We start from the raw sequence: 12934 nt of genomic DNA on the forward strand, positions 1-12934 counted from the left end.
TCCTGCATGGAGACGTGATTAGATCACAGACGATCAGCCTGTTCAAATTTCATTAACAAAGTGCGATCCCGCCCTGGTTTGATACCGGGGATCGCTACCCCGGGGGCTACAACATGGCGGATGCAGCCATCCTGCCCCTGCTCAACCGGCTCGGCATCCGGGTGATCGACACCCTGATCATCAGCCACAGAGACAGGGATCACGCGGGCAACCGGCAGGCTCTGCTGCAGAGTATGGCGGTGCGCCGGGAGCTCTCCTCCTTCCCCTTTGCACCGGCTACCCAGGCCTGCCGCCGAGGTCAGCAGTGGCATTGGCAGGGACTGGATGTGCGGGTGCTCTGGCCCCTGGCAGCCGGGGCGGGGCGCAACAATGACAGTTGCGTGGTGCAGCTGGATGACGGGCGTCATCGGTTGCTGCTGAGCGGCGACATCGAGCAGCAGGCAGAGCGCCGCCTGCTGGCACTGGCGCTGGAGGAGGTGGAGGGCGCGGGGCTGGCCAGCACCCTGCTGGTGAGCCCGCATCATGGCAGTCGCACCTCCTCCACGGCCCCCTTCGTGGCTGCGGTGAAACCTGCCTTCGTGGTGCACAGCGCAGGCTTCATGAACCAGTGGGGCTTTCCCCGCCCCGAGGTGGTGGCGCGATACCAGGGGGCGCGGCAGTGGGTCACGGGGCAGGATGGCGCCATCCTGATCGAGCCGGGGGACGCGGGGCTTAGGATCCGGGCCGAGCGGGAGCAGGGGCCCTGGTACAGGCGTGGCGGCCCCTGGTGGCAGCCGCAGGTATGGGGAAGGGAGTGAGGATCCGGTGAACCTGCCCGGCAAGGGGCGGCCTTCATTTGTGACCCGGGTTGTAGCCATCGCGCCAGCGGCGCTTGGTGTAGCTCCAAGGTTTGGCTAGAATAGCCCGTCATTTCCCTTATTAACGGCTATTCATGCAACAAGAAACCTCACAAGAGAGCTGGACCGTCTTCAAGCGCCTGCTCGGTTATGTCCGGGATCGCAAGCTGGGTCTGGTGGGCGGCATCATTGGCATGCTGGGTTATGCGGCCGTGGATACCACCTTCGTCTACTCCATCAAACCGCTCATCGACCAGGGGCTCAACGGCAACGACAGCAGCGTGCTCAAGTGGATGCCCTTCTTCGTCCTCGGCATCGTGGCTCTGCGCGGCTGCGCCGCCTTCCTCTCCAACTACTGCATGGCCTGGGTCGGCAACCACGTGGTGATGCGCCTGCAGCAGCAGGTGTTCAGCCACCTGATGGCCATGCCCATGAGCTTCTTCGACCGCCAGAACACCGGCAACCTGCTCTCCAAGGTGACCTATGACGCCGGTCAGGTGTCGTCCGCCGCGAGCTCGACCCTGGTCTCCCTGGTGCGGGAAGGGGCCACCGTCATCGGCCTGCTGGGCCTGATGTTCTGGCACTCCTGGCAGTTGTCGGTGATCTTCCTGGTGGTGGGGCCCCTGGTCGGGATCCTCATCAGCATCATCAGCCGACGTTTTCGCAAGATAAGCCGCCACATCCAGCAGGCAGTGGGTGACATCACCACCTCCACCGAGCAGATGCTCAAGGGGCACAAAGAGGTGCTGATGTTCGGGGGCCAGGAGGTGGAGGACAAGCGCTTCTACCAGGTGAGCAACCGGATGCGCCAGCAGACCATGAAGATGGTCGCCGCCGACGCCATCGGCAGCCCCATCGTCCAGATGGTGGCCTCCGTGGCCCTTGCGGTCTTCCTCTATGTCGCCACCATCGACAGCGTCAAGGCGACCCTGACCGCGGGCACCTTCACCGTCATGGTCACTTCCATGATGATGCTGCTCAAGCCGCTGAAAAGCCTGACCGACGTGAACAACCAGTTCCAGCGCGGCATCACCGCCTGCCAGAGCCTGTTCGGTCTGCTGGACTCCACCCCGGAGCAGGACACCGGCACCCGCACCCTGGAACGTGCCCGAGGTGAAATCGAGTTTCGCAACGTCACCTTCACCTACCCGACCAAGGAGACACCGGCGCTGCGCAACATCAGCTTCAAGGTGGAGGCGGGCAAATCGGTGGCCCTGGTGGGTCGTTCCGGCTCCGGCAAGAGCACCATCGCGAGCCTTCTGACCCGCTTCTATGACATCGAAGAGGGGGAAATTCTGCTGGATGGCGTCAACATCCGCGAATACCGCCTGAGCGAGCTGCGCAAGCAATACGCCCTGGTCTCCCAGCACGTGCACCTCTTCAACGACTCGGTGGCCAACAACATCGCCTACGCGGCGGAAGAGAAGTACAGCCGCGACGAGATCAAGCAGGCGGCCCGCATCGCCCATGCGGACGACTTCGTCAGCAAGATGCCGGAAGGCTATGACACCGTCATCGGCGAGAACGGCGCCTCCCTCTCCGGCGGCCAGCGCCAGCGCATCGCCATCGCCCGCGCCCTGCTGCGGGACTCTCCGGTGTTGCTGCTGGACGAGGCCACCTCGGCCCTGGACACCGAGTCCGAGCGCCACATCCAGGCGGCCATCGACGAGCTCTGCAAGGCGCGCACTTCCCTCGTGATCGCCCACCGCCTCTCCACCATCGAGAAGGCGGACGAGATCCTGGTGATCGACGAGGGACACATCGTCGAGCGCGGCAACCACCAAACCCTGATGGACATGCATGGTACTTATGCCCAGCTGCGGGCCATTCAGTTTGGTAATACAGCCACGGGTAACAAGGGCTGATGCTGGCCAGACTCTGGTACGGGAACAGCCTCTGGCGCTGGGGGCTGGCCCCCTTCGCCCTGCTGTTTGGCCTGATCAGCGGCGTCCGCCGTCTGGGGTATCGCCGGGGCTGGCTCAGCGCCTATCGGGCCACCCTGCCGGTGGTGGTGGTGGGCAATCTCTCGGTGGGGGGCAACGGCAAGACCCCGGTGGTGGTCTGGCTGGTGGAACAACTCCAGGCCCGGGGCTGGCGCCCCGGCGTGGTCAGCCGCGGCTATGGCGGCAAGGCGCCCCATTACCCCTATCGACTGGATGAGAGCAGTACCCCGGCCGAGGCCGGGGATGAGCCCGTGCTCATCGCAAGGCGCTGCGGCTGCCCCGTGGCGGTGGCCCCCAGACGGGCCGATGCGGTGCGGTTGCTGGAGCAAAGCGGTGAGGTGGACATCATCGTCACCGACGACGGCCTGCAGCACTATGCCCTGGCCCGTGACATTGAACTGGTGGTAGTGGACGGTGCGCGCCGCTTTGGCAATGGCTGTCTGCTGCCCATGGGGCCGCTGCGCGAGCCCACGACCCGCCTCAAGCGGGTGGACGCCATCATCTGCAACGGCGGCGAACCCGCCCGTGGCGAGTACGCCATGCGCCTGGTGCCGGATACCCTGCGCCGGGTGTGCGACGATGCGCCTCTCACGGCCCCCCTCTCGGGGCCGGTGGATGCCCTGGCGGGCATCGGCCATCCCCCCCGTTTCTTCGCCACCTTGACCGCCCTTGGTTACGAGTTGGTGCAGAGCGTCGGCTACGGGGATCACCAGGCGTTCGACGCTGCCGAGCTGCTGGCCCGCTTCGGCCAGCGCCCCTTGCTGATGACCGAGAAGGATGCGGTCAAGTGCCGCCCCTTCGCCCCGGACAACTGGTGGTATCTGCCGGTCAGCGCCGAGCTGCCCGATGCCCTGGGGGAGGCGCTGCTGCGCACCCTGGGCCCGCAGCCCGGGGGGGACAAGCACCAGGCGCCCTGACGGGGCGCCACCGGATTGGAACAGACGGCCAGTGCCCGGACTCGGGGGCTGGCCCTGCACATTGACATGCCAGGCAAGATCGCCTGTGGGAAATCGTTAAAGGAGTTTCGTTGTGGCACTGGATATTAAACTGCTCGACATCATCGCCTGCCCGGTCTGCAAGGGGAAACTGCACTATCAAGCGCACGCCGAGGGCCCTCAGGAGCTCATCTGCCGCTTCGACAGACTGGCCTATCCCCTGGAGGAGGGGATCCCGGTGCTGCTGGAGAACCGGGCCCGTCACCTGGCGCTGGAAGAGCTGAAGCCATGAGTTTCGTCGTCGTCATTCCTGCCCGTTACGCCTCCACCCGGCTGCCGGGCAAGCCGCTGGCCGACATTCACGGCAAGCCCATGGTGCAGCACGTGGTGGAGAAGGCCCTGCAATCGGGCGCCGATCGGGTGATCGTCGCCACCGATGATGAGCGGGTCCAGCAGACTCTGGCTCCCTTTGCCGCCGCTGCCGGGTTCGAGGTGTGCATGACCTCACCGGATCACCAGTCCGGCACCGAGCGTCTGGCCGAGGTGTGCCGTCACTACGGCTTTGCCGCCGACACCATCATCGTCAACGTGCAGGGGGACGAGCCCCTCATTCCCCCCGTCATCATCCGCCAGGTGGCGGACAACCTGGCCGCGGCCAGCGCGCCCATGGCGACGCTGTCGGTGCCGATCAGGGATGCCGAAGAGGCGTTCAATCCCAATGCCGTCAAGGTGGTGACCGACCGGGAGGGGTATGCCCTCTATTTCAGTCGCGCCAGCATCCCCTGGGATCGGGACCGCTTTGCGGCCAGCGATCGCGTTGCGGGGAGCCGCGAGCAGATTGGCGATCACTACCAGCGCCACATCGGCATCTACGCCTATCGCGCAGGCTTCATCCAGCGTTACGTGGACTGGGCGCCGAGCGTGCTCGAGCAGGTCGAAGCCCTGGAGCAGCTGCGGGTGCTCTGGTACGGGGAGAAGATCCACGTGGCCCAGGCGCTGCAAGCCCCGCCGGTGGGGGTGGACACCCAGGCCGATCTCGACAAGGTGCGAGCGCTGCTGGCCGGTTGAGGCTGGCGGAACGGCTTTGATGCAACACGGCGCCCCAGGGCGCCGTTTTTTAATTGATTCTTTGTATAATAATTTGATTTAAAAAGGATTTTACGAGCAATTTCAAACTTTTCCCGCCCATGGTTTGCCAAATCATCGAGTTTGGTTATGATGCAAGACGCCGTGTTAACCCTAACTGGCATATAACGAGATAAAAAACGGGGTGTTTGGGTGATTAATGTATTCCTGGTCGATGATCATGAGTTGGTGCGTACAGGGATAAGACGCATTTTGGAAGACGTCCGCGGGATCAAGGTGGTGGGCGAGGCGCAGAGCGGGGAAACCGCAGTGGCCTTCTGTCGGCAACATCACCCCGATGTGATCCTGATGGACATGAACATGCCGGGCATCGGCGGTCTGGAAGCGACCCGCAAGATCCTGCGGATCCGCCCCGATGTACGCATCATAGTGCTGACCATTCATTCAGAAAATCCGTTCCCCACCAAGGTGATGCAGGCGGGCGCCGCCGGGTACCTCACCAAGGGGGCCGCGCCGGACGAGATGATCCACGCCATTCGCCTGGTTCACTCCGGTCAGCGCTACATCTCCCCGGAGATCGCCCAGCAGATGGCCCTGAGCCAGTTCGCCTCCGCCGACGAGAACCCCTTCAAGTCCCTCTCCGAGCGGGAGCTGCAGATCATGATGATGATCACCAAGGGGCAGAAGGTGACCGACATATCCGAGCAGCTCAACCTGAGCCCGAAGACGGTCAATAGCTACCGCTATCGCCTGTTCAGCAAGCTGGGGATCAACGGTGACGTGGAGCTGACCCATCTGGCCATTCGTTACGGCATGCTGGATGCCGATACCCTGTAACGGGGGCGTGTGGACACCAAAGGCGGCACCGGCCGCCTTTTGCTTTTTGCAGGTTGTGGGCAGTATGCTCTCCCCGTCTTTTTGCATTCATCCGTTGAGTCGAGTTGCCGATGACCCTCTCTCCCGAGCCCCATTTTGACAGCAAGGCGTTTCTGAGCGCCGTCACCCACCAGAGCGGTGTCTACCGCATGTACGACAGCGGCGGCACCGTCATCTACGTGGGCAAGGCCAAGGATCTCAAGAAACGGCTCGCCTCCTACTTTCGGGCCAATGTCGACAGCATCAAGACCCGCACCCTGGTGCGCCAGATTGCCGATGTGCAGGTAACGGTCACCCACACCGAGACCGAGGCGCTGATCCTCGAGCACAACCTCATCAAGCAGTACCAACCCCGCTACAACGTGCTGCTGCGGGATGACAAGTCCTACCCCTGGATCATCATCACCGACCATCGGCACCCGCGCATCGGCGTCCATCGCGGCGCCCGCAAGGTGAAGGGGGAGTATTTCGGCCCTTACCCCTCCGGCGGCGCGGTACGCGAGAGCCTGCACCTGATGCAGAAGATCTTCCCGGTGCGTCAGTGCGAGGATGCCGTCTATGCCAACCGTACCCGCCCCTGCCTGCTCTACCAGCTCAAGCGCTGCGCCGGCCCCTGCGTGGCGGGGCTGGTGAGCGAGGCCGAGTATGCCCAGCAGGTGGCGCTGGCCAAGCTGTTCCTCGCGGGCAAGAACCAGCAGGTGATCGGCGAACTGGTGGGCAAGATGGAGTCCGCCAGCGGCGATCTGCGCTTCGAGGAGGCGGCCCGCTACCGGGATCAGATCCAGGCCCTGCGCCGGGTCACCGAGCAGCAGTCGGTGAGCGGCAACGTGCTGGACGAGCTCGACGTGGTGGGGGTGGCCTTCGAGCAGGGGACCGCCTGCATCCACGTGCTCTTCATCCGCCAGGGCAAGGTGCTGGGATCGCGCAGCTACTTCCCGAAAGTGCCGGCCGATACCCCGCTTGACGAGGTGGTGCAATCCTTCCTGCTGCAGTTCTATCTGTCGGGACAGGGGGGACGGCAGATCCCGAGCGAGGTGCTGCTGGACGTGGCGCTGGAGGATGAGAGCGTCATCGCCGACACCCTGAGCCAGACCGCCGGCTACAAGGTGCGGGTGGTGAGCCGGACGCGCAGCGAGCGGGCCCGCTTCATCAAGCTCGCCTCCATCAACGCCCAGACCGCGCTGCGCTCGCGCCTCGCCCACAAGAGCACCATCACCGCCCGTTACGATCAGCTGGAGGAGCTGCTGGAGCTCGAGAGCCCCATCGCCCGCATGGAGTGCTTCGATATCTCCCACACCATGGGGGAGCGCACCGTGGCCTCCTGCGTGGTGTTCAACCGGGAGGGGCCGCTCTCCTCGGAATACCGCCGCTTCAACATCGACGGTATCACCGGCGGGGATGACTACGCCGCCATGGAGCAGGCGCTGGAGCGTCGCTTTGGCAAGCAGCAGGAGCCGGACAAGGTGCCGGATGTGCTCTTCATCGACGGCGGTCTCGGCCAGTTGCGCCGCGCGGAGGAGATCCTGGCACGCCAGCTGGAGTTTCTCGGTGGCAAATACCCGCTGCTGGTGGGCATCGCCAAGGGGGTGACCCGCAAGGCGGGGTTGGAAACCCTGATCCTGGGGGACAGCCACGAAGAGCTGCATTTGCCGGCGGACATGCCCGCTTTGCACCTGATTCAGCACATTCGCGACGAATCCCACCGCTTTGCCATCACGGGCCACCGGGCCAGGCGGGCAAAGGCCCGCACCACCAGTACCCTGGAAGAGATTCCCGGGGTGGGGCCGAAACGGCGGCAGGCGCTGCTCAAATACCTGGGGGGTTTGCAGGAGGTGAAAAAAGCCGGGGTGGACGAGCTCGCCAAGGTGCCCGGCATCAGCCAGGAGCTGGCCCAGTCCATCCACGACGCATTGCACTCGCTCTAGCGTTGCCTTTGGTGTGAAGGAGGTCACGCCAGGGGGCATCAGGGCGTGCCGCCTGCGCACAAGAGCCGTGACGCAGGGGGCTCCCAAATGCCATAATGACCGGCATCCTGAGGTTATTGATGGATTAATGGACCAAGGCGGGCGCCAGTTCGGTTGCATCCGCGATCGGCTTGGGGCTACCATGTAGCGGCATACAAGAAGTGGCTGAAAATAATGACAAATATTCCTAACCTGCTGACGTTCTTTCGGATTTTGCTCATCCCCGTCTTCGTCATCCTGTTCTACCTTCCCTATCAGTGGTCCTACATGGCGGCGGCCATCGTCTTCATCCTGGCGGCCGCAACCGACTGGTTTGACGGCTATCTTGCCCGCAAGCTGAACCAGTCCACCGCCTTTGGCGCCTTCCTCGATCCGGTGGCCGACAAGATCATGGTGGCGGCGGCCCTGGTGGTCATCGTCGAGCACTACAACACCGTCTGGGTCACCATCCCCGCCATGACCATGATTGGCCGGGAGATCATCATCTCCGCCCTGCGTGAATGGATGGCCGAGCTTGGCAAGCGCTCCTCGGTGGCGGTCAGCTGGATTGGCAAATGGAAGACCATGATCCAGATGGTGTCGCTCACCGGTCTCATCTGGCAGTACGACATCTGGATGGTGTGGCTCGCCTATGTGCTGCTCTACGTGGCCACCGTGCTCACCTTCTGGTCCATGTTCCAGTACATGAAGGCTGCCTGGGGCGATCTCAGCTACCACTCCCGGTTCTAGTCCCGACGGGAAGATGGCCGTTTCTCTGCCACTGGCGCCGAGAAACGGCCATGAGCGCCAAAAGTGTGGGACAAGGGTAAAAAACACCCGAACGATCAGCGTATTAAATGTTTTTGGTTGACTGGGCGGGGAACATCGCTAGAATGCGTTCTCACAGTCAGGCAGTCAGCCAGACCGATGCGGGAATAGCTCAGTTGGTAGAGCACGACCTTGCCAAGGTCGGGGTCGCGAGTTCGAGTCTCGTTTCCCGCTCCAATACTCCATGGCACCAACCATGGACATCACTCTCAAGGCAATGCCTTGTCTGCATGGCGCGTTAGCAAAGCGGTTATGCAGCGGATTGCAAATCCGTTTAGTCCGGTTCGACTCCGGAACGTGCCTCCATATTGACAAGCCCGCCCGCGGACTTGATACCGATTGCGGTGCCTGAGTGGTGAAATCGGTAGACACAAGGGATTTAAAATCCCTCGACGTTCGCGTCGTGCCGGTTCGATTCCGGCCTCAGGCACCATTAAAATTGAAGAAAAAAGCCTTACAGATTAAACAGATACGACGCTTCATTGCGTCGTTTTTGTTTCTGCTCCCCAGCGTTTCCACTCTCTCACTTTTCCTTTCTTGTCCATTTCTTGTCTAAGCGACTTACTACTTCCTGCGACTCGCTGCGAACAACCTGCTCAGTCTTCCAACATAGCCAAGGACGTTTGGTAGGCTACTGCTCCGGACTTTTCCGGGGTCTGTCTCTGGTGCTGAAGCAAGTGCCGCTCACCGTTACTCCTTCCTCTTCACCACCTCCTAAACCCGCATTGAATCACCTTTGAAACAGATATTAATCCCATGATCTAACCCATCATCGGAGGTATCTATGCAGACCAAATTTCGCTTTACCAATGCAGCCATCAAGGCTTTGCCCGCACAACTACGAGACGCAGGCGCTACTGAACTGGAGTTCTCCGATACAGAGGTCATTGGCTTAAAACTCTTGTCAGGAAAAAGCCAGGGCAGTAAGCGTTTCCTACTGCGCTATACCCTCCAGGGCAAGAAGCGCAGCATCGCTTTGGGACGATTCGGCGATATCGATGTGAGCCAAGCCAGGACCATTGCCCGCAAGTACAAGGCGATGCTGGCAGAAGGCATCGACCCGGTAGCAGAGCGGGATAGCTACAAAACCGAGCCCACCCTTTCGGAGTTCTTCTGGCAGACCTTTTTGCCACACCTCAAGACCATCGGTAAACGGTCGATCAACAGCGACATTCAGCGGTTTAAACACAATATCGAGCCACGCTTTGGGGCCATGCGTTACCGGCAACTCAAGGCGATGGATGTCCTGCAGTTGCAATCGGAGATGGTTCACCCCAACAACCCTCAGCAGACGGCCTACGCACCGAGTACCGCCAACAGGGTATTGGCCCAGTTAAAGACCATGGGCAGCTATGCGGTGCGCTGGGGCATTCTGGACACCAACGAGGCGGCCAAGATCAAGCTGTTGAAGGAGGACAATGCCAGAACGCGCTTCCTATCGATTGAAGAGATGAAACGGGTCATTGAGGTGGCATTGCAGGATCGTAATCAAGCCGCAGGCAGCTTCATCGCGATGCTCTATCTGACGGGGGCAAGAAAATCAGAGGTGTTACTCGCTAAATGGGAACATGTGAACTGGGAGGATAAGACGCTGTTCGTACCCCTGACCAAGAATGGCAAGAGCCGGATCATTTACCTGAGCACATTGGCTATCGATATTCTGGAGAAGCTCCCCAGAATAGCCGGTAATTCCTATGTGTTCGCGAGCCAGCATATTCGCTGTCAGGGCAAGCCCATCGGTGAACCAAGATGCGCCTATGAGAGGGTGTTGCAGAAAGCCGGTATCGAAAACCTTGATGAGGTCTGCTTCCATACGGCTCGCCATTCTGTCGCCAGTGCCTTGGTCTCTTCCGGTCAATACAGCCTGTATGACGTCAAGGCGCAACTGGCCCATGCCAGCATTCAATCCTCCCAGCGGTATGCAAAGCTGACTTCTGAGCGCAGTCGCAATATCAGCGAAGGTCTCTCGTCGATGATCCAGGCAGAGTGACCGAAAAGGTATTGTTTATAAACAGATATTAATAACCAGACAGCGCTGTCACATCGGCTGTTGGTCCACATGTCACAGTTCCCAGGCCCTTAAGTTCATCTGAGCTTAAGGGCCTTTTTGTTGGAGAGAAACACGATGAAAACTTGTATGGAATGGCCGGAGGCAACCCTGCTCGCGGCCTACCCGGACATTTACCCAATGGTCATGGAGCAAATTATCGAGCCCTTTTCATCAGTAGAGGAGGCGAGGGGATTCTGGGACACGACCGGTTGTAGTCTGGTCATTATCGAGATGACGGACTCGGTGAGTGAGTTCCAGGCCATGCCACAGCATACCCAGAATCAGGTGATGTTCGGTTTGCGTTACCCGGAGCAAGAACTCTCCATATCCGAAGATTGGCGTCTGCTGCTGGCCATCCTCAACGATGAGGGGGCGGGGATTTACCTGCTGATCCACTCAGATGCACCGCTGAACACCACCCTGGAGGCGATGAACCATGAGTAATCCCAGCCATAGCGACATCATGCGCAAGTTAAAAGAGATCAAGGGGATTAAGGAGCTGTTGGAAAAGGCCGTGTTCTTGTATGTCCTGCTCACGGATGGCGATCTGCCGGTCTGGTGCTATGCGCTCATCATCGGTGCGCTGGCTTATCTGGTAAATCCGTTCGACGTGGTACCAGATCCCATTCCATTTGCCGGTTATCTGGATGATTTATCGGTCATCACCTCGGCATTAGCCGCACTGCCGGTTAAGTCACACCACCGTCAATCCGCGAAAGACCGAATGAGATCACTGTGACAGTGATGGAGCCGGTCCTGTCACGCTATCGCGTTTTCTATGACCCTTTATCTATGACCCATCTAGCGATGAACTGGAGATCGCAATCTCCGGTTATCTAATGACGTTGTAAGGAAACTATCATGACAAGACCCCGTAAAAACCGCGTTGAAGAGACCCCTAAACCTGCCAGCACCACGCCCGCCGAAGAGAGCCCACTCACATCCGGAGCAAGCGGCTGCGCCGAGCCTCTTTCGCCAGCCCTTGCGGCTGACGCCGACAAGGCCAGGCCTGGACCCGGCGACACCGCAGACTCCGTGCCCGGCGGCCCTGCACCCATACACACCTTGCTCAACCATACCGCCGAGAAACTCAGCACCCGATCAGAAGGGCTGATTTTCTATGCCATCGGTCGTCATGAAGACACTGGCGAGCTGTTCCTGAAAATCACCGGTAATCAGGGTGGGGGTCTGCATAGCAAGGAGTGGATTGCGCTGTCGGTGATTGACGATGTGTTGCGTTCCTTGCCCGCAGACAAGCCGTTTAAATCCAGCGTCATGAAGCGACTGTTTAAAGGGGGCAGCGCCAACAATGCCGGATTCTTATCAGCCATTCTGCGCTCGGACGGACTGAAGTTGATCCAGAAGGCTGACGGCAATCCGATGCTGCATGAACTGGTGCCTGATTACCTTGAGCGCTTGGGTTCGCTAACCAATGAGCTCTGCACCGTAGCACCCACCATCGAATAACCCCTGCATAGTGCTCACCTGTCCAAGGGTGAGCCCCCCTAAACAATCAATCTGAGGTGATTATGACGATCCCATTTGCGGGCGATTTTGCTCTGCCTGTCAGTCAGGCATTGATGAGTATTCTGGATCAGGAACTGGTTAGATCTGGAATGGTGCTGAAGGGAAAATCCAGTCTGGTCTTCAACTTCCGAGACCCGGACTACGGCCCGGTTCGTGGCGGGTTTCATCCGGTGGAAATTCGGCTGCTCAAGCGTAGAGACCGGTGGCAATTCGATTACGTGACGGACTTTAGCTATCAGGGGCCTGAGGAGATGGCTGAGCTGGTCAAAGAGATCGACTTCAACTTGTTGAGCGAAGAATACTACCTGATCCGCTACGGCCAGATGGGGCCTGCGTCGGCCAGGGAGCTCTATACGATGTGGGAGTCGAACTTCGTCAGTTATTACCAGATGGGCGTGTTTACCGTCTCAGTGGCTGCGTAACCGTCGCACCGGACAGGAGAGGAACAGGAACCAGCGGCGGTTCGGCACTGGCAGTGGTGCTGCCGAGTTTACCTTTCCATGCAGGGCAAGGAGTCATGGACTAACCCAACTCGAAACCGGTCAGCGGCTCAGTAGGTTAGTCCATCCTTCGTCTGTTTCAGGTGTCCCTCTCACCACCCATCCCCAAAACAAGTATCCCCGGCCCGTGGCTGGGAGGCTTGTTTTTTTGTCATCGGCGAGGAGGGAGAAACACAGATATGTGTGTATCCCCAATTGACGTATTACACCTCACCTGAATTTAATGAAATATCAGTATGTTATGCACATAGTGTCTGGCGCAACGAGCGCGTTTTGCGCAAAGCAAATCAAGTTTCGTCGAGTAATCGCTCATTCTGTGATGATGGCAAATGTTCATGTACAGGATCTTTAGCAGCAACCAATTGAAATAGATATAAAAATGGCTTCGATTGTGATCTGATTTTATCGCC

The 12934-nt window shown here is 59.9% G+C and carries 12 protein-coding genes, 3 tRNA genes and 1 pseudogene; all 16 read left to right on the forward strand.

The window, feature by feature from the left end; all coding sequences use genetic code 11:
* Nucleotides 1-77 precede the first annotated feature (77 nt).
* Nucleotides 78-797 (forward strand): annotated as a pseudogene (locus OKC30_RS16025) (ComEC/Rec2 family competence protein); the annotation flags it as partial.
* A gap of 134 nt (nt 798-931) precedes the next feature.
* Nucleotides 932-2701, forward strand: coding sequence for a lipid A ABC transporter ATP-binding protein/permease MsbA (msbA, locus tag OKC30_RS16030; RefSeq protein ID WP_010675235.1), 1770 nt, complete (start codon nt 932-934; stop codon nt 2699-2701).
* Nucleotides 2701-3696 carry a tetraacyldisaccharide 4'-kinase gene (gene lpxK, locus OKC30_RS16035; protein WP_270809160.1) on the forward strand — a complete coding sequence of 332 codons (996 nt, stop codon included), beginning with the start codon at nt 2701-2703 and terminating at the stop codon, nt 3694-3696. Before msbA ends, lpxK begins: the two co-directional genes overlap by 1 nt.
* Nucleotides 3697-3808: 112 nt before the next feature.
* Nucleotides 3809-4006 carry a Trm112 family protein gene (locus tag OKC30_RS16040; protein ID WP_010675233.1) on the forward strand — a complete coding sequence of 66 codons (198 nt, stop codon included), beginning with the start codon at nt 3809-3811 and terminating at the stop codon, nt 4004-4006.
* A complete protein-coding gene (gene kdsB, locus OKC30_RS16045; protein WP_160837878.1) occupies nt 4003-4782 on the forward strand; it encodes a 3-deoxy-manno-octulosonate cytidylyltransferase in 780 nt (259 codons plus the stop codon). Before OKC30_RS16040 ends, kdsB begins: the two co-directional genes overlap by 4 nt.
* 210 nt (nt 4783-4992) lie before the next feature.
* Complete coding sequence (gene uvrY, locus OKC30_RS16050) at nt 4993-5637, forward strand: UvrY/SirA/GacA family response regulator transcription factor (RefSeq protein WP_010675231.1); 645 nt, start codon at nt 4993-4995, stop codon at nt 5635-5637.
* Between the two features lie 110 nt (nt 5638-5747).
* The gene (gene uvrC, locus OKC30_RS16055) at nt 5748-7601 is read left to right on the forward strand and encodes an excinuclease ABC subunit UvrC (RefSeq protein WP_039040279.1); all 1854 of its coding nucleotides are present in this window, start codon (nt 5748-5750) and stop codon (nt 7599-7601) included.
* 213 nt (nt 7602-7814) lie between these two features.
* Complete coding sequence (gene pgsA / locus OKC30_RS16060) at nt 7815-8369, forward strand: CDP-diacylglycerol--glycerol-3-phosphate 3-phosphatidyltransferase (RefSeq protein WP_010675229.1); 555 nt, start codon at nt 7815-7817, stop codon at nt 8367-8369.
* 179 nt (nt 8370-8548) lie between these two features.
* Nucleotides 8549-8624, forward strand: a tRNA-Gly gene (locus OKC30_RS16065).
* A 55-nt stretch (nt 8625-8679) separates the two neighbouring features.
* A tRNA-Cys gene (locus tag OKC30_RS16070) sits at nt 8680-8753 on the forward strand.
* Between the two features lie 40 nt (nt 8754-8793).
* Nucleotides 8794-8880: transfer RNA gene (locus tag OKC30_RS16075), tRNA-Leu, on the forward strand.
* A 351-nt stretch (nt 8881-9231) separates the two neighbouring features.
* Nucleotides 9232-10437, forward strand: a complete 1206-nt coding sequence (locus OKC30_RS16080) for a tyrosine-type recombinase/integrase (protein ID WP_160837880.1) — start codon at nt 9232-9234, stop codon at nt 10435-10437.
* Nucleotides 10438-10584: 147 nt separating this feature from the next.
* Complete coding sequence (locus OKC30_RS16085) at nt 10585-10941, forward strand: hypothetical protein (protein ID WP_160837882.1); 357 nt, start codon at nt 10585-10587, stop codon at nt 10939-10941.
* Nucleotides 10934-11236 carry a YkvA family protein gene (locus tag OKC30_RS16090; RefSeq protein WP_160837884.1) on the forward strand — a complete coding sequence of 101 codons (303 nt, stop codon included), beginning with the start codon at nt 10934-10936 and terminating at the stop codon, nt 11234-11236. The genes OKC30_RS16085 and OKC30_RS16090 overlap by 8 nt, the downstream gene beginning before the upstream one ends.
* 122 nt (nt 11237-11358) lie before the next feature.
* Nucleotides 11359-11964, forward strand: a complete 606-nt coding sequence (locus tag OKC30_RS16095; RefSeq protein ID WP_146612890.1) for a hypothetical protein — start codon at nt 11359-11361, stop codon at nt 11962-11964.
* A 62-nt stretch (nt 11965-12026) separates the two neighbouring features.
* Nucleotides 12027-12446 (forward strand): DUF2787 family protein, encoded by a 420-nt coding sequence (locus OKC30_RS16100; RefSeq protein WP_270809161.1) that lies wholly within the window; start codon nt 12027-12029, stop codon nt 12444-12446.
* The last annotated feature ends 488 nt before the right edge of the window (nt 12447-12934 follow it).

Source organism: Aeromonas sp. QDB18 (assembly GCF_027705325.1).
In the GTDB taxonomy this organism is placed as follows: domain Bacteria; phylum Pseudomonadota; class Gammaproteobacteria; order Enterobacterales; family Aeromonadaceae; genus Aeromonas; species Aeromonas caviae.